This is a genomic window from Pantoea sp. M_10, assembly GCF_008631515.1.
In the GTDB taxonomy this organism is placed as follows: domain Bacteria; phylum Pseudomonadota; class Gammaproteobacteria; order Enterobacterales; family Enterobacteriaceae; genus Pantoea; species Pantoea anthophila.
This window is the reverse complement of the sequence record NZ_VWUL01000005.1, coordinates 239,439-259,904: the sequence shown is the minus strand read 5'-3', so window position 1 is coordinate 259,904 and position 20,466 is coordinate 239,439. Positions and strand designations below refer to the sequence as shown.

Genomic DNA, 20,466 nt, shown 5'->3' with positions numbered 1-20,466 from the left:
GGAAATCGCACCCCATTTCACCCATCTGACAGACATTTACGATGAGTCAATCAAATTATAACGCGGATGCCATTGAGGTCCTGACTGGCCTTGAGCCTGTTCGCCGTCGCCCGGGGATGTACACCGATACGACGCGGCCCAACCATTTGGGTCAGGAAGTGATTGATAACAGCGTCGATGAGGCGCTGGGCGGCCACGCGAAGCGGGTTGAAGTGATTCTGCACGCCGATCAGTCGCTGGAAGTTATTGATGACGGGCGCGGCATGCCGGTGGATATTCACCCGGAAGAGGGCGTGCCAGCCGTCGAGCTGATCCTCTGCCGCCTGCATGCGGGCGGCAAGTTTTCCAACAAGAACTACCAGTTTTCGGGCGGCCTGCACGGCGTCGGGATCTCGGTCGTTAACGCCCTCTCTAAACGTGTCGAAGTCACGGTGCGCCGTAATGGCGAGATCTATGACATGGCGTTTGAGAATGGCGACAAAGTTCAGGATCTGACCGTGACCGGCACGGTGGCAAAACGCAACACCGGTACGCGCGTCCACTTCTGGCCCGATGAGAGCTTCTTCGACAGCCCGCGTTTCTCGGTTTCGCGCCTTTCACATCTGCTGAAAGCCAAAGCGGTGCTCTGTCCGGGCGTTGAGATAATTTTTAAAGACAAGCTCAACAACACCGAACAGCGCTGGTGCTATGAAGATGGCCTGACCGACTATCTGTGTGAAGCCGTGAACGGCCTGCCTACGCTGCCTGAAAAACCGTTTGTCGGCAGTTTTGCCGGTGATGTGGAGGCGGTGGACTGGGCGCTGTTATGGCTGCCGGAAGGCGGTGAGCTGTTAACGGAGAGCTACGTCAACCTGATCCCGACCATGCAGGGGGGAACCCATGTTAACGGTCTGCGTCAGGGGCTGCTGGATGCGATGCGTGAGTTCTGCGAATACCGCAATATCCTGCCGCGTGGCGTGAAGCTCTCTGCGGAAGATATCTGGGATCGCTGCGCCTATGTGCTGTCGGTGAAGATGCAGGATCCGCAGTTTGCCGGTCAGACCAAAGAGCGCCTGTCATCACGTCAGTGTGCCGCCTTTGTGTCGGGCGTGGTGAAGGATGCCTTCAGTCTGTGGCTCAACCAGAACATCCAGACGGCAGAACTGCTGGCTGAACTGGCGATCTCCAGCGCCCAGCGGCGTATGCGGGCCGCCAAAAAGGTGGTGCGTAAGAAACTCACCAGCGGGCCGGCGCTGCCGGGCAAGCTGGCGGACTGCACCGCCCAGGATCTGAATAAGACAGAACTGTTCCTGGTCGAAGGGGACTCGGCAGGCGGATCGGCCAAGCAGGCCCGCGATCGTGAATATCAGGCGATCATGCCGCTGAAAGGCAAGATCCTGAACACCTGGGAAGTCTCTTCCGATGAGGTGCTGGCGTCGCAGGAAGTGCATGATATTTCGGTGGCGATCGGTATCGATCCCGATAGCGAAGATCTTTCTCAGCTGCGTTACGGCAAGATCTGCATCCTGGCGGATGCGGACTCGGATGGGCTGCACATCGCCACGCTGCTCTGTGCGCTGTTCGTGAAGCATTTCCGTTCCCTGGTCAAAGGCGGGCACGTCTACGTCGCCATGCCGCCGCTTTACCGTATCGACCTCGGCAAAGAGGTCTACTACGCACTGGACGAAGATGAGAAAGAGGGCGTGCTGGAGCAGCTGAAACGCAAAAAGGGTAAACCTAACGTACAGCGCTTCAAAGGGCTGGGTGAGATGAACCCGCTGCAGCTGCGTGAAACCACACTCGATCCGAATACCCGCCGTCTGGTGCAGCTGACCATCAGCGACGAGGATGCGGATCAGACCCTGCGCATGATGGATATGCTGCTGGCGAAAAAACGTTCCGAAGACCGGCGCAACTGGTTGCAGGAAAAAGGCGATATGGCCGACATCGAAGTGTAAAAAGCAGGACGCGAAAGCGTCCTGTTCTTTTATGCCCGACGCATCACCCGTGAACGGTGGCCGGAAAGCCAGTCCACTCAGCAGAGACAGTAACCCTTGTGAAAATTACCCTGGAAGAGCTACGCGCCTGGGTGGCGGTGGTAGACAGCGGCTCGATTACGGCGGCGGCCTCTCAGCTGGCGCAGACCAGTTCCGGTATCAGTCGGGCACTGTCGCGGCTGGAGAGTAAACTGCAGACCACGCTACTGCATCGCACCACCCGACGGCTGGCACTGACCGAAGAGGGGCAGGTCTTTCTGGAGCATGCGCGCCAGATTCTGGCCTCGGTTGAACAGGCTGAAGAGCAGATTGCCCTGCGGCGTGAAATGCCGTCAGGGCGACTGCGGGTCAACGCAGCGACGCCCTTTATGCTGCATGTGATCGTGCCGCTGGTGGAGGATTTCCGCGCCCGCTATCCGCTGATCCAGCTTGAGCTGAATACCGACGATATCCTGATCGATCTGCTGGAGCAGCAGACCGACGTGGCCATTCGCATTGGTGAACTGCGCGACTCCACGCTGCGTGCCCGAATGCTGGGCAGCAGCGCGATCCGGCTGATGGCAAGTCCGGCTTATCTGGCGAAGGCGGGCACACCGCAGAGCGTTGCCGATCTGGCGCAGCATCAGACCATTGGCTTCAGTCATCCTGAGATCCATAACCTCTGGCCGGTCTGGCAGGCGGAAGGGGAATTTATGCGGGTTAAGCCGACGATCGCGGCTTCCAGCGGAGAGACCATCCGGCAGCTGGCGCTGGCAGGACAGGGGATTGCGCGCCTTTCCGACTTTGTCAGTCGGGAAGATTGCGCCGCCGGGCGACTGGTGCCGGTGCTGGCAGCGGAAACCCGCGAGCTGCGACTGCCGGTGCATGCGGTCTACTACCGAAACACCACGCTCTCTTCGCGCATTGGCTGCTTCCTGGATTTTCTCCGCAGCGAGATTGACCGTCGACAGCTGCTCTGAGCCGTCTGTCAGAAAGAAAAAACCCCTGTCGCGGGACAGGGGTTCAGATGAGAAATCTGGCCGGATTGGCTGTGATACCGTGCCTGCACAGGGAACAGGGTCAGATCGGAAAGACGCAAAAGCCGCCATCCCTGGCACGCTCGGCCCGCGCGATTACGCACCTCTTCCCTGAGGTGCGCCCTTGTCGGGCCAACGCTTTGCGTGGTTCAAAAACGCTCCCGGCGTTTTTGTCCCAGGCCGCGGGACGCTTTCCTCTTCTGACCCTGTTCCCTGCGTGTTGCGCTAATCTGTTGCTGCCAGAGGCTCTCTGCTTTACGTTTTCTGCGGTCTTTACTGACGACCCGGAGCAGAAAGATCAGCAACAATCAGGCGCTGGGTTCCAGCACCAGAATCTTCACATCCACCACGTCATCTTTGATCAGCGCGCGATGGGCATCCATGTGCGGCATCTGCTGATGCTGCTCCAGATGGCGCAGCGTTTCCCACTGTTCCAGCATGAAAATAGAGTCGGGGGAGTTCTGCTTCCACGGCACCTGAGCCTGATGATCCAGCAGCGCGTCATACTGATGGCAGCCATCTTCTGCCAGCACCTGCGGGATCAGCTTGTTTACGGCATCGAGCACGGCCTGACGGCGTCCGGGTTTGACACAAATTTCTGCTACGACAGTTAACATTCGCGAATTCCTCTTTCGTGGGAAAAGTGTAAGTCTCCACCCTCTATCTTAGGCAAAAACCTGGCTAAGATGGTTCCGATAAGCGGCGATGTCGCGTGGCACGTCCGGGGCTTTAATCACGTCGTTGCAGATAAAGGTCGGCAGCGCTTCCATTCCCAGGAACTGATTCGCTTTGTGGAAGTGCAGATAGAGACCATCCACGCCGACGCCTTCAAAGAACTGCTCAGGATCGGTAAAGGCCTGCAGCGGCGCGTTCCAGGTCAGTGACAGCATATATTTTTTGCCCTGCAGCAGGCCGCCGGAACCATACTTTTTCGCGGCATCGGAGCGGGTACGACCATCGCTGGCGTAGAGCGAGCCGTGGCCTTCGGTGAAGACTTCATCGATGTAACGTTTCACGGTCCAGGGCTCACCCATCCACCAGCCCGGCATCTGATATATCACCACATCGCTCTCAACGTACTTCTGTACTTCATCGGCTACCACATAATCGCTGTCCGCGACGGTGACAGAAACCTCATGTCCCATGTCACGCAGCTGACTGGCCGCCACATCGGTCAGGGTGTGGTTCAGTTCGCCTTTAGAGTGGGCAAAGGTTTTGCCGCCATCGATAATTAAAATTTTGCTCATCAACTGCTTACCTCATTGTCTGAATATGGGGCTCAGCTTACGCGCGCTGCGGCCGTAGAAAAATGGGACGTTGATCACAAGACTTTTGCTATGACAGCAATAATCGGCCCGTCTATGGCACGATGAACAGGCAAACTCATCATGAAAAAAACACCAATGAAAAAAATCGTCTTCGCTTTGCTGCTGGCCAGCGGTGCTGTCCAGGCTCAATCTCATCTCGACACTATCCTCAGTTCTAAAGTCCTGAAAGTCTGTACCACCGGCGACTACAAGCCTTACAGCTTCCTGCGTCCCGATGGTCAGTATGAGGGCCTGGATATCACGATGGCTGACGCGCTGGCGACCTCGCTGAACGCTAAGGTGCAGTGGGTGCCGACCACCTGGAAAACCCTGATGCCCGACTTTCTGGCGAAGCAGTGTGATATCGCCGTCGGGGGCATTTCGGTCACCCTGAAACGCCAGCAGACTGCCTGGTTCGCCCAGCCGCTGGATGTTGATGGCAAAATCCCGCTGGTGCGCTGCGCCGATAAAGCGCGCTTTCAGACGATTGAGCAGCTCAACCGTCCCGATGTGCGCCTGATTGAACCGGCAGGCGGCACCAACGAAGCCTTTGTTCACAGCCATCTGCCCAACGCATCACTGACGCTGTTCCACGATAACGTCACCATCTTTCAGCAGCTGGTGGACAACAAGGCGGATGTCATGATCACTGACGCCTCCGAAGCGCGCTATCAGCAGCAGCACTATCCGACGCTCTGTGCCCTGAATGCTGACAAGCCGCTGCAGTATGGTGAGAAGGCGTACATGATTCCGCGTGACGACATCAGTTGGAAGCTCTATGTCGATCAGTGGCTGCACCTCAGCACCGCGACCGGGGAATACCGTGATATTGCCCGCCAGTGGATGGGTGCCGCGCGCTGACCGGCTCCTGCCTGACGACGCGAGGCGTGCCGGTCGCTGACTGGCACGCCTCTGGCGGCTGAAATCGCGCGGGTGCACGGCGCGCAGACCCGCGCTTCCCCTGTGACTAACACCAGCGAATAAGGTACTATCCTCGCCAAACCACCGCCGGGTGTCCCGCCGTTGTGGGCCACGATGTGAGGATGAGAAATTAATGAGTGAACTGACTCAGGATGGTGCAGAGCGTCTTGCCCTGCATACGTTTACCGAGAACGCGTACTTAAACTATTCGATGTACGTCATCATGGACCGCGCCCTGCCTTATATTGGTGACGGGTTAAAGCCGGTCCAGCGCCGTATTGTCTACGCCATGTCCGAACTGGGATTGAACGCCAGCGCAAAATTTAAAAAATCGGCGCGTACTGTCGGTGACGTGCTGGGTAAATACCATCCGCACGGCGACAGCGCCTGCTATGAAGCGATGGTGCTGATGGCGCAGCCTTTCTCCTACCGCTATCCGCTGGTTGATGGCCAGGGAAACTGGGGGGCGCCGGACGATCCCAAGTCGTTTGCCGCGATGCGTTACACCGAATCGCGCCTGTCAAAATATGCTGAAGTGCTGCTGAGCGAACTGGGGCAGGGGACGGTCGATTATCAGCCGAACTTCGACGGTACGCTGCAGGAGCCGAAGATGCTGCCGGCGCGCCTGCCGAACATTCTGCTCAACGGCACCACCGGTATTGCAGTCGGTATGGCGACCGACATCCCGCCGCACAACCTGCGCGAAGTGGCGCAGGCGGCGATTGCCCTGATCGACTCGCCAAAAACCACGCTGGAACAGCTGCTCGATATTGTTCAGGGGCCTGATTATCCGACCGAGGCGGAGATCATCACGCCGCGTGACGAAATCCGCAAAATCTATCAGTCCGGGCGTGGCTCCATCCGCCAGCGCGCGGTCTGGAAAAAGGAAGAGGGCGAGGTGGTCATCACCGCGCTGCCACATCAGGTTTCAGGCGCACGCGTGCTGGAGCAGATCGCGAACCAGATGCGCAATAAAAAGCTGCCGATGGTCGAGGATCTGCGTGATGAGTCGGATCATGAGAACCCGACCCGGCTGGTGATCGTGCCGCGATCCAACCGCGTCGATCTCGATCAGGTCATGAACCATCTGTTCGCCACCACCGATCTGGAAAAAAGCTACCGCGTTAACCTCAACATGATCGGGCTGGATAACCGTCCGGCGGTGAAAAACCTGCATGAGATCCTGACCGAATGGCTGGTGTTCCGTCGCGAAACGGTAAAACGCCGTCTTAACTACCGTCTGGATCGCGTGCTGCGTCGCCTGCATATTCTCGAAGGGTTGCTGGTGGCGTTCCTCAACATCGATGAGGTGATTGAAATCATCCGGACGGAGGATGAGCCGAAGCCGGTGCTGATGTCGCGTTTTGGCATCAGTGAAACTCAGGCCGAATCGATTCTCGAACTGAAGTTACGCCACCTGGCAAAACTGGAAGAGATGAAGATCCGTGGCGAGCAGGCGGATCTGGAAAAAGAGCGCGATCAGCTGCAGGCCACGCTGGCCTCTGAGCGCAAGATGAACACCCTGCTGAAGAAAGAGCTGCAGGCTGACAGCGCCAGCTACGGCGATGAGCGCCGTTCGCCGCTGCGTGAGCGTGAAGAAGCCAAAGCCCTGAGTGAAACCGAGCTGGTGCCGTCTGAGCCGGTCACCATTGTGCTGTCGCAGATGGGCTGGGTACGCAGTGCCAAAGGGCACGATATCGATCCGGCGGGCCTGAGCTACAAAGCGGGTGACAGCTATCTGGCTGCCGCACGCGGCAAGAGCAATCAGCCGGTGGCCTTTATCGACTCCACCGGCCGCAGCTACACCCTGGACCCGACGTCGCTGCCTTCTGCACGCGGACAGGGCGAGCCGCTGACCGGCAAGCTGACGCCGCCGCCGGGCGCCGTGGTTGAACAGGTGCTGATGGAAGCTGATGACCAGCGTCTGCTGATGGCCTCGGATGCGGGTTACGGCTTTATCTGCACCTTCAGCGACCTGGTGTCGCGCAACCGCGCCGGTAAAGCGCTGCTGACGCTGCCGGACAACGCCCGCGTGATGACGCCGATGGCCGTGTATCATGAAGATGACATGCTGCTGGCGATCACGCAGGCGGGACGGATGCTGATGTTCCCGGTTGGAGAGCTGCCGCAGATGTCGAAAGGCAAGGGCAACAAAATCATCTCCATTCCTTCCGCGGAAGCGGCCGCCGGTCAGGACAAACTGGCCTGGCTGATGATCCTGCCACCGGGCAGCGCGATTACGCTGCACGTCGGCAAGCGTAAAATGTTGTTGCGCAGTGAAGAGCTTCAGAAATTCCGCGCCGATCGCGGACGTCGCGGCACGCTGTTACCGCGCGGCCTGCAAAAAATTGATCGTGTTGAACTGGATGCGCCTGCGCGTCCGGCGAGCCCGGATAGCGAAGCGTAAACAACCCGGCTGACCCCGTGTCAGCCGTGGCTCAATGAGGGAACTATGCTACTGATTCTGCGTACCATTATTGTCATCATCTATTCGATTTTGATCTGTGTCTTTGGCTCTGTCTGGTGTCTTTTTTCACCGCGCGATCCGCGTCACGTCGCCACCTTTGGCCATCTGTTTGGCCGCTTATCGACGGTGTTTGGCCTGAAAGTCGAACTGCGTAAACCGGCAGGGGCGGAGAACTACGGGAATGCGATCTACATCGCGAACCACCAGAACAACTACGACATGGTCACCGCCGCCAAAATTGTGCAGCCTTCGACGGTCACGGTCGGTAAAAAGAGCCTGTTGTGGGTGCCGTTTTTTGGCCCGCTCTACTGGCTGACCGGCAACCTGCTGATTGACCGTGACGACCGTGCCAAAGCGCGCGGCACCATCGGTGAGCTGGTGGATCAGTTCAACCGCAAGCGCATCTCCATCTGGATGTTTCCGGAAGGCACGCGCAGTCGGGGCCGCGGTCTGCTGCCGTTTAAAACCGGGGCATTCCACGCTGCTGTCGCGGCGGGCGTGCCGATCATTCCGATTGTGGTCTCCAACACCCATGACAAGATCAACCTTAACCGCCTGAAAAATGGCCTGGTCATCGTTGAGATGCTGCCTCCGGTTGACGTAAAGGCGTTCGAATCGGTTTCGGTGCGCAAGCTGGCTACCCATTGTCGCGAACTGATGGCCGCGAAGCTGGAAGAGCTGAACGCCGAAGTGGCCGAACGCGAAAAAAACGGAAAAATCTGACCGGCGAGCCGTTCGCCGAACTATCCTGCATGGATGCCACACGGCGTGGCAGTGACTGCCCGCCGTCGTGAACGCAGCACAGCAAAAACAGAGCAATAAAAACAGGGTCGGCGCGTTAGCGCCACGCGTAAAGGGTCAGAAGTTTTATGTCTTTCAGCAGACGTCAGTTCATCCAGCTTTCTGCCGGAGTGGCGCTTAGCGCCGGTATCATCCCTCATGCGGCCCGTGCCGCGTCTTCTGCCAGTGGCGACACACCGCTTCCGGTTCCGCCGTTGCTGGAGTCCCGTCGCGGCCAGCCGCTGTTCCTGACGATGCAGCGCAGCCACTGGTCGTTTAATGGCGACAACAACAAAGTACCGGTCTGGGGCATCAATGGTCTCTACCTGGGGCCGACCGTCCGGGTTTACAGCGGCGATGACGTTAAGCTGATCTACAGCAACCGGCTGAATGAACCGGTCTCCATGACCGTCAGCGGCCTGCAGCTGCCAGGCGCCCTGATGGGCGGCGCGCCGCGCATGATGTCGGCCGGGGTTGACTGGGCACCGGTCCTGCCGATTCGTCAGGCCGCCTCGACCTGCTGGTATCACGCCAACACGCCAAACCGCATGGCGCCGCATATCTACAATGGACTGGCGGGCATGTGGCTGGTGGAGGATGACGTCAGCAAGCAACTGCCGTTGCCAAAGCACTACGGCGTGGATGACTTCCCGATTATTATTCAGGACAAGCGGCTCGATAACTTTGCCACGCCGGTCTACGACCCGCCGCAGGATGGCGGCTTTCTGGGCGATACGCTGCTGGTGAATGGCGTCCGCAATCCTTACGTCGAGGTGTCACGCGGCTGGGTGCGTCTGCGTCTGCTGAACGCCTCAAATGCGCGACGCTACGAGATGGTGCTCAGCGATAATCGTCCGTTTATGGTTATTGCCAGCGATCAGGGTTTTCTCTCTGCCCCGGTGGCGGTGCAGCGTCTCTCGCTGGCACCCGGTGAACGCCGGGAGGTGCTGATAGACATGTCGCAGGGCGATGAGGTGTCGATTACGGCGGGAACGGCGGCGGGCATCATGGATCGGCTGCGCGGCTTCTTCGAGCCCTCATCGATTCTGACCTCTACCCTGATCCTGACCCTGCGGCCCACCGGTTTACTGCCGCTGGTGACCGATAACCTGCCGATGCGGCTGCTGGCCGATCAGATTCTGGATGGGGCGTCGGTTCGCACCCGTGAATTCCGTATCGGCGACACGATGCCGGGCATCAACGGCGCGCTCTGGGACATGAACCGGATTGATACCACCGCGCAGCAGGGCACCTTTGAGCGCTGGATCCTGCACGCCGACCGGCCACAGGCGCTGCATATTCAGGGCGTCATGTTCCTGATTAAAAGTGTTAATGGCGCACAGCCGATGGGCGAAGATCGTGGCTGGAAAGATACGGTGTGGGTCGATGGCAGTGTGGAACTGATGGTCAGCTTCCCGCAGAGTTCGTCAGACCATTTCCCGTTCGTCTATTACAGCCAGACGCTGGAACTGGCCGATCGTGGCACGGCCGGTCAGCTGGTGGTACAGCCTTCTGCATAACGCACAGAGTCAGGCGGGGAGACCCGCCTGACCCACGCTTTCTGCTCTGCAGCCGCAGAGCGGTCAGTGCGTTACCGGGCTTAGTTAAAAGTTTCCGGGTCCGGCCCCAGACGATTGCCGCTGTCCAGCTTCGCAATATCACTCACTTCATGCTTATCCAGACGGAAGTCGAACACCTTAAAGTTCTCTTCGATACGGGCTGGGGTTACAGATTTCGGGATCACCACCAGGCCACTGTCCAGATGCCAGCGGATGACGATCTGGGCCGGGGTCTTGCCATACTTCTTCGCCAGCGACTTGATGATCTCCTGATCGAACACCCCTTTGCCGCCCTGCGCCAGCGGGCTCCAGGATTCGGTCTGAATCTGGTGCATCGCGTTCCAGGCGTGAAGGGTGCGCTGCTGCAGCATCGGGTGCAGCTCAATCTGATTGACCACCGGGGTAACACCGGTTTCATCCATCAGTCGCTTCAGATGCGCTTCATGGAAGTTGCAGACGCCGATACTTTTCGTCAGTCCCTGCTGCTGCAGCTCAATCATCTTCTTCCAGGCATCCACATAGTGATCTTTTTCCGGGCAGGGCCAGTGCATCAGGTAGAGATCGACCTGTTCCAGCTGCAGTTTTTGCAGGCTGGTTTCCATCGCCTGCTGAACGTTCTGCTGATCGTCATTCCACAGTTTGGTGGTGACAAAAATCTCTTCACGCGGCACGTCGGTTTCCTGCAGTGCCTGACCAATCGCCTCTTCATTTTTGTAGGCCGCGGCGGTGTCGATTGAGCGATAGCCGACTTCCAGCGCTTTCAGCACCGCATGACGTGCATCTTCAATGCTGGCCTGCCACACGCCGAGTCCCAGTTGCGGCATCATATTGCCATCGCGCAGTTTAATAATGGGCTGGTCTGCCATAGTTGCTCCTTTCCGTTGCGGTTAACCCGTGAGATTTCACTGTGCTTAAGTCTAGCCAACAATTTTCAGCCTGCTCAGGGAAGCGATCCGCCCGCGTTCTGAAGCCCTGCCTGATTCGGTAAAATTCTTGCCTGATTCTCCAGCCCGCTGGTGATTTGCACATCCGCGCGGCACACTGGATTTTTACCCGTAAAGGAGTCGCTATGGCGCACGATGCACTGTGTCACCGGCTGGCACAGCAGGTAGTTAACTTAATGACTCAGGGTCGCGACCGGCTCTGTCAGGTCGAAAATGTGTCGCTGATCTACGCAAATCAGTATCGTCCCCGGACGCCGATGATGTATCAGCCCGGCATTGTCATTTTGTTTCAGGGCAGCAAAACCGGCTACCTTGGCAGCACCGTCTTTCAGTATGACGCCAGCAAATATCTGATGCTCACCGTGCCGCTGCCGGCGGAGTGCGAAACCTGGGCGTCGCCGGAAACCCCGATTGCCGGGCTGTGTCTCAATGTGGACACCGCCAGCCTGCAGGATCTGCTGATCGAAATCGGCGATGACGATCAGTTTCAGCCGCAGCCGCTGACCTCCGGTATTCACTCGGCGTGGCTGACGGAGCCGATGCTCTGTGCCGCCGAACGCCTGCTTGATGTGATGACTCAGCCGCGCGAAGCGCGGGTGCTGGGACCACACATTGTGCGGGAGATTATCTATTACGTGCTGACCGGCCCGATTGGCGGCGCGCTGCTTTCACTGGTGAGCCGGCAGACCCAGTTCAGCCAGATCGCGCGTGCGCTGCGCCGGATTGAGAATCACTATGCGGATAACCTCAGTGTCGATGCACTGGCGGCAGAAGTGAACATGAGCGTTTCCGCTTTTCACCATAACTTTAAAGCGGTCACCCAGACGTCGCCGTTGCAGTACCTCAAGCGCTATCGTCTGCATCAGGCGCGGCTGCTGATGTTGCACGATGGGCTGAAAGCGAGCGCGGCGGCGGTGCGGGTTGGCTATGAAAGCCCTTCACAGTTTTCGCGGGAGTTTAAGCGCTACTTTGGCGTAACGCCGGGGGAAGAGGTGAGTCGGGTCAGGCAGACGGTCGCGGATCCGTCCGCCTGAGAGGCGGCAGATCCCGGCACCGCGTGCTGCGATCAGGCCTGTTTCTGCCGACGCTTTTTCCAGATCACCAGAATGCTGCCGAACAGGCCGACTACCAGCAACACCATCGGCAGCACCATCAGGATCGCCATCACCTGATCTTCATGACGCTTGATAAACGGCACCTGGCTGATGCCATAGCCAAAGGCGACCACAATGCCGACCCACAGCACGCCGCTGAGCCAGTTAAAGAGCTGGAAGCGACTGTTCTGCAGGCCCGCAATTCCCGCCATGGTGGGCAGAATGGTGCGGATAAACGCGAGAAAGCGGCCGACCAGCAGCGCCATCAGGCCGTGACGGTTAAACATATTCCAGGCACGCTGATGATACTGCGCGGGCAGATGCATCAGCCAGCTCTTCACCAGACGGGTATTGCCCAGCCAGCGCCCCTGCAGATAACTCAGCCAGCAGCCGAGGCTGGCGGCGGTCGTGAGGATCACCATCGTGGGGACAAAATCCATGACCCCTTTGGCCACCATCGCACCCGCCAGTAACAGCAGGCTGTCGCCCGGCAGGAAGGAGGCAGGTAACAGACCATTTTCCAGAAACAGCGTCAGAAACATCACGCCATATACCACCCATACCACATCCGGATTTGCCAGCGCGGCAAAATCCTGATGCCAGAGCGCCTGGACAATCTCGTGTAAAACACCCATTAGCGATTCCATCACGTCACAAGGAACTATTCGTCTGCATTCCGCGCGCGCAGTGACTGCACTGACACGCTGAACGATACGGGATAAATGTTAACAACAAATCCGTCATAGCCCGGCAAACTCACTGGTCAGCCGCGACCCGGTTTATCTTCTGTTTACTTTTTTCTTTGCTCAGCGCGTCAGACGCGCAAAACCGGCCTCCAGATCGGCGATCAGGTCACCCACATGCTCCAGACCGATGTGCAGCCTGACCAGCGTACCGGTGAAATCCACGCCGCCCGCCGGACGAATCGCGGCCAGTTCTTCAGGCTGATTGGCCAGGATCAGCGATTCATAGCCGCCCCAGGAGTAAGCCATGCTGAAATGATGGAAGTGATCGAGATATTCCGCCAGCTGCGGGGCGCTCAATTTTTCCTGCATAATGAATGAGAAGAGGCCGCTGCTGCCGTTAAAGTCGCGCTGCCAGAACGTATGGCCTTTGCTCTGCGCCAGCGCAGGATGGTTGACGCGGGCCACCTCGGGCCGTGCTGCCAGCCACTCCGCAACCTGCAGGGCGCTCTCTTCATGCTGACGCAGACGGGTGCCCAGAGTGCGCAGGCCGCGGCTCGCCATATAGGCGGTATCGGCATCGACCATCTGGCCCATCAGATAGGAGTTTTCGCGCAGCTGATCGATGCAGCGCGCATTGGCGACCGCCGTGCCGATCATCGCATCGCTGTGTCCAATCAGATATTTGGTCCCAGCCTGAATCGAGATATCGACGCCGTGCGCCAGCGCATCAAACAGGATACCGGCTGCCCAGGTGTTATCGAGCATGATGATCGCCTCTGGCGCGATGGCGCGCACCGCCGCCACAATCGCCGGAATATCCTGCACTTCCATGGTAATTGAGGCGGGGGACTCCAGAAATACGACGCGGGTGTTGGGCTGGACCAGCGCACCGATTTCGCTGCCGATGCTGTGATCGAACCAGCTGGTCGAGACGTTCATCTTCGCCAGAATTCTGGTGCAGAAATCCTGCGTCGGTTCATAGACCGCGCCGCTCATCAGGAGATGATCGCCCGCTTCGACGAAGGCCAGGATCGCATTCGCCACCGCTGCCGCACCGCAGGGGTAGAGGACGCAGCCCGCGCCGCCTTCCAGCTCCGTCATCGCATCCTGCAGCGCGAAGTGCGTCAGGGTGCCACGACGGCCATAAAAGAGTTCACCTTTTGCCCGTCCTGCGGTCGCGCGTTTTTTCTCCGCGACCGTATCAAAAACCAGCGAGGAAGCGCGCTGAATCACGCTGTTCACCGAACCCTGGGTATAACGCTTGCTGCGTCCTGCACTGACGAGCGTGGTATCAATTTTTCTGGTGGTCATGAGTCGCCCTTGCCGCTTCTGACTAAGCTCTCACGTTACCACGAAACGGCCAGCAGGGTTGAGACTCAATGGCGATTATCAGAACAGAGAGCAGGATAAAAAGCGGGTTGAAAGCCGCGCGGGTCACGGCAAAGCGGGCGGTCAGAGTTTGTAAATAGTAATGAGAACTACTATCAATTCGCCATTATTTTGCTATTATTCGCGCTTGTCCCGCATCCCTGTATATGAAGTTGGAGAAGCAGCGTGGTAGCCAGTGATTTGATGCAAACGGATCTCTCCGTTTGGGGCATGTATCAGCATGCCGATATCGTGGTAAAGGTGGTCATGATTGGCCTGTTGTTGGCCTCCGTAGTGACCTGGGCGATATTCTTTGGCAAATATGCCGAACTCAGTGCCGCGAAGCGCCGCCTGAAGCGCGAGCAGCTGGCGCTGGGCGAAGCGCGCAGTCTGAATGACGCCGCCCGCATTGCCCAGTCGTTTACCGATCACAGTCACAGCGTCGTACTGCTGAACGATGCGCAGAATGAACTGACGCTGTCGGCGGGTGTGGAAGATACCAACGGCATTAAAGATCGCACCAGCTTCCGCCTGGAGCGCCGTGTTGCTGCGTTCAGCCGCCACGCCGGACGCGGAAATGGCTTCCTCGCGACCATCGGTTCTGTCGCGCCCTTTATCGGTCTGTTCGGCACCGTCTGGGGCATCATGAACAGCTTTATCGGTATCGCTAAAACCCAGACCACCAATCTGGCGGTGGTGGCACCGGGTATCGCCGAAGCGCTGCTGGCGACCGCGATTGGCCTGGTCGCGGCGATCCCGGCGGTGGTTATCTACAACGTCTTTGCCCGCATGATCGCCAACTACAAAGCCTCGCTGGGTGATGTCGCTGCACAGGTGATGCTGCTGCAGAGCCGTGACATCGACCTGGGCACCGTGGCCACTGAGGTTCCGCGTCCTGCAGCGGCTCAGAAACTGCGCTTAGGGTAAGTTCTTATGGCAATGCGATTAAACGACGATCTGCAAACCGATGGTGAAATGCATGAGATCAACGTGACGCCGTTTATCGACGTCATGCTGGTGCTGCTGATCATCTTTATGGTGGCCGCGCCACTGGCCACGGTCGACGTGCGCGTCAATCTGCCCGCCTCAACCAGCGCGCCGCAGCCGCGTCCGGAAAAACCGGTTTACCTGTCGATTAAAGCGGATAAGCAGCTTTACGTCGGTAACGACGCGGTGACGCCGGACTCACTGGTGAATGTGCTGACCAGCCAGACCCAGGGCAACAAAGAGACCACCATTTTCTTCCAGGCCGACAAGTCGGTCGATTATGAAACGCTGATGAGCGTGATGGATAAGCTGCGCACGGCGGGCTACCTGAAAATTGGTCTGATGGGTATGGAAACCGTGAAGAAATAGCGTGTTATCCGGCACGACAAAGAGGCGACTGAGGCAGTCGCCTTTTTTTATGGCCCTCTGCTGACCAGATGATATCTGGCCGATCCGCCGTGACACCGATCACTTATGCTGGCTGGTCCGTATTGTTAATTTGTTGTTACTTATGTACATAGAATTGTAAAGTGCAATGGTGAGCCAGGTCACATTATTCTCGCGGCAGGCAGGCTAAAACGGCTAAAAAACAACAGGAAGCCGTTATGAGTCACGCCCCGTCTTTACAAAAGCCCCCGAAAAGCGCCGCCCGAACCATCTTCAACGTCACCAGTGGTAACTTCCTGGAGATGTACGATTTCATGGTCTTTGGCTACTACGCCACGGCCATTGCTAAAACCTTCTTCCCCGGCGATGACCCGTTCGCTTCCCTGATGCTGACCCTGATGACCTTTGGCGCAGGCTTTCTGATGCGCCCGCTGGGGGCGATTATTCTGGGCGCGTACATCGACCATCATGGTCGCCGCAAAGGCCTGCTGCTGACGCTGGGCCTGATGGCGATTGGCACCCTGACTATCGCGCTGGTGCCGGGTTACGCCACGCTGGGCGCTGCGGCGCCGATTCTGATCCTGCTGGGACGCCTGCTGCAGGGCTTCTCCGCAGGCGTTGAGCTGGGGGGCGTGTCGGTCTACCTGGCCGAAGTGGCGCCGAAAGGGCGTAAAGGCTTTTTCGTCAGCTGGCAGTCGGGCAGTCAGCAGATTGCGGTGATCTTCGCCGCTCTGCTGGGTCTGATGCTGAACCATCTGCTGGCGAAAGAGGCGGTGACGGAGTGGGGCTGGCGTATCCCGTTTGTGGTGGGCTGTCTGATTGTGCCGTTCCTGTTTTATATCCGCCGCACGCTGGAAGAGACTGAAGCGTTCAGCAAACGCAAGCATCATCCGCGCATGACGGAGATCATGCGCTCGGTCGCCAGCAACTGGGCGCTGGTGCTGGCAGGGATGCTGATGGTGGTCACTACTACGGTGATGTTCTACATGATCACCGCCTTTACCCCGACCTTTGGCAAAACCGTGCTGATGATGAGTGATAAGCAGGCGTTCATGGTGACGCTCTGCGTCGGCGTCTCCAATCTCTTCTGGCTGCCGCTGATGGGCGCGCTGTCGGACCGCATCGGGCGTCGTCCGCTGCTGATCGCCTGTACCCTGCTGATGATTGTCACCACCTGGCCGGTGCTGCACTGGCTGGTCGGCTCAGCCAGCTTCGCCCATCTGCTGGAAGCAGAGCTGTGGCTGTCGTTTCTCTATGCCAGCTACAACGGGGCGATGGTAGTCTATCTGGCAGAGATCATGCCTGCTGAGGTGCGCGCGGCCGGTTTCTCCATGGCGTACAGCCTGGCGACGGCGCTGTTTGGCGGCTTTACCCCTGCCATCTCCAGCTACCTGATCCACGCCACCGGCGATAAGGCGATGCCGGGCGTCTGGCTGACCTTTGCGGCTATCTGCGGGCTGATCGGCACCCTGCTGATTGGCCGGATGGTGAAGCAGTATCAGCTGCGCCACAGCGGTACGCCGGTCAGCGCCTCGCTCTAAAAGGCTAAATCGACCACCACGCTGTCGCTGTAGTTTCCGGCGGGCGGCGTGGCCTGCGTCGTCAGGATGCGCGCGGTGTAGTTAAAGCCGCGCGTCAGTCCATCCGCAGAGACCGCGGTCGAGGTCGTGCTGCTCCAGCGCTCCGTCCCTGAGGTTCCCCAGCGATTGCTGGTCGTGCCTTTGTAGATCTCATAGCTCAGACGATTCGTTCCGCTCGCCATATTTCTCACGCTGCTCACCGGATAGCTGCCGTTACTCAGGCCAACCGTATAGGTGCTGCCTTTGCTGCACAGCACATTGATGGTCTGCGACACCGCAGAGAAGCTGCCGACCAGCGGCGCGCTGCCGAAGCTGATGTTGGGCGAGGTAATGGTGGTGCAGTCATTGGTGAGCGTAGCGGTCACGGTTATCGGGATCACGCCACTGCCGTTCTGTTCGCTTAAGCAGACGTTTCCCACGCTGACACTGGTACAGACGCGATACGTCACGGCCATGTTCAGCGTCACCTGATAGGTGCCAGCGGCCACCACCTGACCGGGAACGGTGCGCAGGTAAACCGGGATGGCGAAGTTGAGGCTGCCCAGCACCCCCGCCAGATTGACCAGCGTCTGTGACCCGTAGACGTAGGCCGCACCGCCAATCGTCAGTTCACTGGCGCAGGCGCTGTCGGTGCAGAGCCGCACCGGCACATTATCGCTGCCGGTGTCACCGCTGCGTTTCAGGGTGCCGCGCGTGCCGCTGACGTTTGTCGCACCGGTCAGCTGAAACGTAATCTGGTTATTACCCAGCAGCGAGAGCGCGCTGCCCGAGCCACAGTTGACGTTGGCGTTGGTGGTGGTGGCGTTCACGGTGGTATTCGCCACAAATGTCGTGAGGGAGCCGAAGCTGGCGGTGGAGGCGGGAAGGGTACAGGCAGCATAACCCAGTGACGGCAGACAGAGCAGCAGGCCCGCAGGGATCAGCCATTTCAGCACAATTTTTATCATGGTCGCGCTCCGGAAGAGAAAGTATCAGCGGGCGTGGCGGCGCTGCCCGCGGCCGGTTCAGGCAGCGGACAGGTCAGCGGGCCATAGGTTTTCAGCGCCTGCGGCTGACCGCTGGCGATGTGCAGTTCGGTTTCACAGCGGCGGCCGTCGGGCGTGACCACCGCGATCGGATTGCTGACCGTCAGCGCCTCCATCCAGACAATCCCATCCCAGCCCACATACTCCGTGGGATGATCGGGCCGCACGACCTGGCTTGAAACCGGCAGTGGCTGACCCTGCGCATCGACCAGAATCACGCTGGCCGATCGCAGCTTCTCCACCGGGAAGTTGAGCAGATAGCCACTCTGACGCCGGACGGCAACGCGCTGCTCAACCTGCGGCGTGGTCATATCGGCGGGCAGATCCAGGGTGTCGATATCATATTTAGCCGGGTAGTAGCTGCTGATGGTGGGCACCAGCAGATAGCCCTGCTGGTTGGTTCGTCCCATCGACTGATTCTCGTAGCGGACGTTGACGTCGGGGTAGCGGGTTTTCACCAGCACAAAGGCGTCGTTGATGGCGTTGGCGGCAAAGACGCTGTTGTCCATCAGCACCAGCGCGCCGGAGAGATCGGCCCACTGCGTGAGGTTGTCATCGTCGCCATAAAAGCCTCCCGAGGCGTCAACCTGGTTGTTGCGGTAGCGCAGGCTGCCCTGACGGTAGTCGCCGCTGTCACCGCTCTGATTCGCCCAGGAGGCATCCCAGGCGAATCCGCCGTCGCTGGGCATGGCGCGTGAGGCGTAGACGCGCTGGCTGTTGCGGCCGCGCCGGTCGCGTTCGGTGCTGATGGCGGCGCTGCCCTGTTCGCCAAAGGGGATCACCAGCGAGATCGCGCCGGTCCAGCTCTTCTCCTGCTGATCGCGGCTGGCGGAGACATAGAGGCTGCTGTTGCCCCACAGGTTTTTACTCCACGAGAGATTCCACAGGCGGGTGCGGTCGCCCTGACCGTCGGTAATATCAATAAAGGCGGCGCCGACGCTGCCAAAACGGTTCAGTGAGACGCTGGCGCTGTACTGCGCACTGCGGCGCGACAGCGCGTAGCGGCTATCTGCCTGACTTCCGGCACGGCTGCCGACCAGCGCCAGGTTGCCAAAGTCGCGGCTGCGCCGGGTCTGCTGCGTGCCGAAATTGAACCAGCGGTTGTTGTACTGATAGCCCCAGCTGTATTGCCCGCCGCGCTCGCCATCCAGCTGACTCTGCGCCACCGCGCCGTTTACCACCCCCCAGCTGCCGACGCGCAGCTGGCCGCCCAGCCCGCCCATTGCCAGGTTTTCACTGCCCTCGGCCTGGCTCTCCAGCGTCAGCCAGTCGGTCATGCCATAACGATACGCGCCGCTGGCAGCGGCCTGTCCGTAATCGAAATTTTTAATGCCGTAGTTCTCGCGGATCGCCCCGGCGGAAAAGGCGTAATCCGACAGTCCCGCTTTCAGCAGGTTACTGGAGACGTAAAAGGGCATGGTCGTGGTGACGCGTCGGCCTGTTGCATCGGTGGTGGTGATCACCGCATCACCCGCGCCGTTGACGAACGGGACATTGGTCAGCGACCAGGGGCCAGGCTGCACGTTCGCCTGGCTGGAGCGATAGCCATTAATAAACAGATCCACGGTGGAGGGAACGGCGGCCTGGCCGGAAAAGGCGGGCAGCGGGTAGGTGACCAGATCGGGCCGGATGCTGAAGTCGCGACCGATGCGGATGCCGCCGAGCCGCACGCTGCTGCCCCAGGCGAGCGAGTCGCTGACCAGATCCCCGACCCGCCAGCTCACCGCCGCATTTTCATCTTCGTTGCTCCACCAGGTGTCGTAGCGGATGTAGCCATCATCCTGATAAGAGGAACTGCCTTCCAGCTGCTGCTGCCAGACACCGTTGCTGGAGAGGTGCCCGGCCTCCCCGAACAGCCTCAGCTCATTCCAGGCGGAGAGGCGGGCGCCGCTGTTGTCGGTGCGGCTGGCGTAAAGATCGTAGTTAAGCAGCGCGCCGCTGCTGGTCCGTCCCGGATAGCGCGGCCCGTTTTTCGCCTCGCCAATCACCTGGCCGGGCAGCCACTCTGGCGGCACGGTCAGCAGCAGCCGCTGCCGCGCAGCATCATAATCCACCCTGACCAGAGGCAGGCTGCTGACATCGACCTGCGGCTGCTGGCCCAGCTTTTCCCGCGGCAGACCGGCACGCTGCAGATCGCCACTGCGCAGCCAGAAGTGACCGTCGCGCTGCTCTGCCGGTACGATATTGCCCTCTGCCTGCTGATTCACCACCAGCTCCAGCATATATTGCTGGCCGCTGTCGCGGGACTGCAGGCTCGGCGGCGGTGGCAGGGAGGAGTAAGTCTCCGCCAGCACGCTATCCGGCGAGCAGGCGTAGCAGAGGCTGGCAACCGCCAGCGCACAGGGATGAAGCGGGTAGCGTCTCATTCA

At 59.3% G+C, this 20,466-nt stretch carries 17 protein-coding genes; 10 read left to right on the top strand and 7 right to left on the bottom strand.

The features are described 5' to 3' along the window. Positions 1-41 precede the first annotated feature (41 nt). Both parE and F3I47_RS16000 read left to right on the top strand, forming a co-directional pair. Positions 42-1,937, top strand: a complete 1,896-nt coding sequence (gene parE, locus F3I47_RS16005; protein WP_009087278.1) for a DNA topoisomerase IV subunit B — start codon at positions 42-44, stop codon at positions 1,935-1,937. Positions 1,938-2,035: 98 nt separating this feature from the next. Beyond that, complete coding sequence (locus F3I47_RS16000) at positions 2,036-2,935, top strand: LysR substrate-binding domain-containing protein (protein WP_009087276.1); 900 nt, start codon at positions 2,036-2,038, stop codon at positions 2,933-2,935. Positions 2,936-3,300: 365 nt separating this feature from the next. Here F3I47_RS16000 and F3I47_RS15995 read toward each other — a convergent pair whose 3' ends face one another. After that, the gene (locus tag F3I47_RS15995; RefSeq protein ID WP_009087274.1) at positions 3,301-3,609 is read right to left on the bottom strand and encodes a putative quinol monooxygenase; all 309 of its coding nucleotides are present in this window, start codon (positions 3,607-3,609) and stop codon (positions 3,301-3,303) included. 48 nt (positions 3,610-3,657) lie between these two features. Beyond that, the gene (locus tag F3I47_RS15990) at positions 3,658-4,239 is read right to left on the bottom strand and encodes an NAD(P)H-dependent oxidoreductase (RefSeq protein WP_009087272.1); all 582 of its coding nucleotides are present in this window, start codon (positions 4,237-4,239) and stop codon (positions 3,658-3,660) included. A 156-nt stretch (positions 4,240-4,395) separates the two neighbouring features. Here F3I47_RS15990 and F3I47_RS15985 point away from each other — a divergent pair, with 156 nt between their 5' ends. The 4 genes from F3I47_RS15985 to ftsP all read left to right on the top strand — a co-directional run bounded on the left by F3I47_RS15985 (position 4,396) and on the right by ftsP (position 9,987). Next, positions 4,396-5,160, top strand: coding sequence for a transporter substrate-binding domain-containing protein (locus tag F3I47_RS15985; protein ID WP_111208169.1), 765 nt, complete (start codon positions 4,396-4,398; stop codon positions 5,158-5,160). A gap of 193 nt (positions 5,161-5,353) precedes the next feature. Then, complete coding sequence (gene parC / locus F3I47_RS15980; RefSeq protein ID WP_150030401.1) at positions 5,354-7,627, top strand: DNA topoisomerase IV subunit A; 2,274 nt, start codon at positions 5,354-5,356, stop codon at positions 7,625-7,627. 45 nt (positions 7,628-7,672) lie between these two features. After that, the gene (locus F3I47_RS15975; protein WP_140924931.1) at positions 7,673-8,410 is read left to right on the top strand and encodes a 1-acylglycerol-3-phosphate O-acyltransferase; all 738 of its coding nucleotides are present in this window, start codon (positions 7,673-7,675) and stop codon (positions 8,408-8,410) included. Between the two features lie 146 nt (positions 8,411-8,556). Then, positions 8,557-9,987 (top strand): cell division protein FtsP, encoded by a 1,431-nt coding sequence (gene ftsP / locus F3I47_RS15970; RefSeq protein ID WP_009087261.1) that lies wholly within the window; start codon positions 8,557-8,559, stop codon positions 9,985-9,987. 80 nt (positions 9,988-10,067) lie between these two features. Here ftsP and dkgA read toward each other — a convergent pair whose 3' ends face one another. Next, complete coding sequence (gene dkgA, locus F3I47_RS15965) at positions 10,068-10,892, bottom strand: 2,5-didehydrogluconate reductase DkgA (protein WP_009087259.1); 825 nt, start codon at positions 10,890-10,892, stop codon at positions 10,068-10,070. 203 nt (positions 10,893-11,095) lie between these two features. On the opposite strand from dkgA, the gene F3I47_RS15960 reads away from it, so the two are divergent. Continuing rightward, positions 11,096-12,004 carry an AraC family transcriptional regulator gene (locus F3I47_RS15960; protein WP_009087257.1) on the top strand — a complete coding sequence of 303 codons (909 nt, stop codon included), beginning with the start codon at positions 11,096-11,098 and terminating at the stop codon, positions 12,002-12,004. Between the two features lie 32 nt (positions 12,005-12,036). Here the strand turns inward: F3I47_RS15960 and F3I47_RS15955 are convergent, their stop codons facing one another. Continuing rightward, on the bottom strand, positions 12,037-12,699 hold the full coding sequence (locus F3I47_RS15955; RefSeq protein ID WP_009087255.1) for a DedA family protein: 663 nt from the start codon (positions 12,697-12,699) through the stop codon (positions 12,037-12,039). 171 nt (positions 12,700-12,870) lie between these two features. Beyond that, positions 12,871-14,061 (bottom strand): cystathionine beta-lyase, encoded by a 1,191-nt coding sequence (metC, locus tag F3I47_RS15950; protein ID WP_150030402.1) that lies wholly within the window; start codon positions 14,059-14,061, stop codon positions 12,871-12,873. Positions 14,062-14,322: 261 nt separating this feature from the next. Here metC and exbB point away from each other — a divergent pair, with 261 nt between their 5' ends. The 3 genes from exbB to F3I47_RS15935 all read left to right on the top strand — a co-directional run bounded on the left by exbB (position 14,323) and on the right by F3I47_RS15935 (position 17,033). Further along, positions 14,323-15,045: a tol-pal system-associated acyl-CoA thioesterase gene (gene exbB, locus F3I47_RS15945; RefSeq protein WP_009087251.1), complete on the top strand. Its 723-nt coding sequence runs from the start codon at positions 14,323-14,325 to the stop codon at positions 15,043-15,045. Positions 15,046-15,051: 6 nt separating this feature from the next. Beyond that, positions 15,052-15,474, top strand: coding sequence for a TonB system transport protein ExbD (gene exbD, locus F3I47_RS15940; protein WP_009087249.1), 423 nt, complete (start codon positions 15,052-15,054; stop codon positions 15,472-15,474). A 236-nt stretch (positions 15,475-15,710) separates the two neighbouring features. Then, positions 15,711-17,033 carry an MFS transporter gene (locus tag F3I47_RS15935; RefSeq protein ID WP_046102555.1) on the top strand — a complete coding sequence of 441 codons (1,323 nt, stop codon included), beginning with the start codon at positions 15,711-15,713 and terminating at the stop codon, positions 17,031-17,033. On the opposite strand, the gene F3I47_RS15930 is transcribed toward F3I47_RS15935, so the two are convergent. Together F3I47_RS15930 and F3I47_RS15925 are read right to left on the bottom strand one after the other, a co-directional pair. Beyond that, positions 17,030-18,019 carry a spore coat U domain-containing protein gene (locus F3I47_RS15930; protein WP_190311371.1) on the bottom strand — a complete coding sequence of 330 codons (990 nt, stop codon included), beginning with the start codon at positions 18,017-18,019 and terminating at the stop codon, positions 17,030-17,032. The genes F3I47_RS15935 and F3I47_RS15930 overlap by 4 nt on opposite strands. Then, positions 18,016-20,463 carry a fimbria/pilus outer membrane usher protein gene (locus F3I47_RS15925; protein ID WP_150030403.1) on the bottom strand — a complete coding sequence of 816 codons (2,448 nt, stop codon included), beginning with the start codon at positions 20,461-20,463 and terminating at the stop codon, positions 18,016-18,018. Before F3I47_RS15925 ends, F3I47_RS15930 begins: the two co-directional genes overlap by 4 nt. Positions 20,464-20,466: the final 3 nt, after the last annotated feature.

What these genes read in the sequence shown, in the direction of transcription:
- F3I47_RS15935 (WP_046102555.1), top strand. Translation starts at nt 15,711, where the DNA reads ATGAGTCACGCCCCGTCTTTACAAAAGCCCCCGAAAAGCGCCGCCCGA.
- F3I47_RS15955 (WP_009087255.1), bottom strand. Translation starts at nt 12,699, where the DNA reads ATGGGTGTTTTACACGAGATTGTCCAGGCGCTCTGGCATCAGGATTTT.
- ftsP (WP_009087261.1), top strand. Translation starts at nt 8,557, where the DNA reads ATGTCTTTCAGCAGACGTCAGTTCATCCAGCTTTCTGCCGGAGTGGCG.
- F3I47_RS15995 (WP_009087274.1), bottom strand. Translation starts at nt 3,609, where the DNA reads ATGTTAACTGTCGTAGCAGAAATTTGTGTCAAACCCGGACGCCGTCAG.
- exbB (WP_009087251.1), top strand. Translation starts at nt 14,323, where the DNA reads ATGCAAACGGATCTCTCCGTTTGGGGCATGTATCAGCATGCCGATATC.
- parC (WP_150030401.1), top strand. Translation starts at nt 5,354, where the DNA reads ATGAGTGAACTGACTCAGGATGGTGCAGAGCGTCTTGCCCTGCATACG.
- F3I47_RS15985 (WP_111208169.1), top strand. Translation starts at nt 4,396, where the DNA reads ATGAAAAAAATCGTCTTCGCTTTGCTGCTGGCCAGCGGTGCTGTCCAG.
- F3I47_RS15975 (WP_140924931.1), top strand. Translation starts at nt 7,673, where the DNA reads ATGCTACTGATTCTGCGTACCATTATTGTCATCATCTATTCGATTTTG.
- F3I47_RS15930 (WP_190311371.1), bottom strand. Translation starts at nt 18,019, where the DNA reads ATGATAAAAATTGTGCTGAAATGGCTGATCCCTGCGGGCCTGCTGCTC.
- parE (WP_009087278.1), top strand. Translation starts at nt 42, where the DNA reads ATGAGTCAATCAAATTATAACGCGGATGCCATTGAGGTCCTGACTGGC.
- exbD (WP_009087249.1), top strand. Translation starts at nt 15,052, where the DNA reads ATGGCAATGCGATTAAACGACGATCTGCAAACCGATGGTGAAATGCAT.
- F3I47_RS15960 (WP_009087257.1), top strand. Translation starts at nt 11,096, where the DNA reads ATGGCGCACGATGCACTGTGTCACCGGCTGGCACAGCAGGTAGTTAAC.
- dkgA (WP_009087259.1), bottom strand. Translation starts at nt 10,892, where the DNA reads ATGGCAGACCAGCCCATTATTAAACTGCGCGATGGCAATATGATGCCG.
- F3I47_RS15925 (WP_150030403.1), bottom strand. Translation starts at nt 20,463, where the DNA reads ATGAGACGCTACCCGCTTCATCCCTGTGCGCTGGCGGTTGCCAGCCTC.
- F3I47_RS15990 (WP_009087272.1), bottom strand. Translation starts at nt 4,239, where the DNA reads ATGAGCAAAATTTTAATTATCGATGGCGGCAAAACCTTTGCCCACTCT.
- metC (WP_150030402.1), bottom strand. Translation starts at nt 14,061, where the DNA reads ATGACCACCAGAAAAATTGATACCACGCTCGTCAGTGCAGGACGCAGC.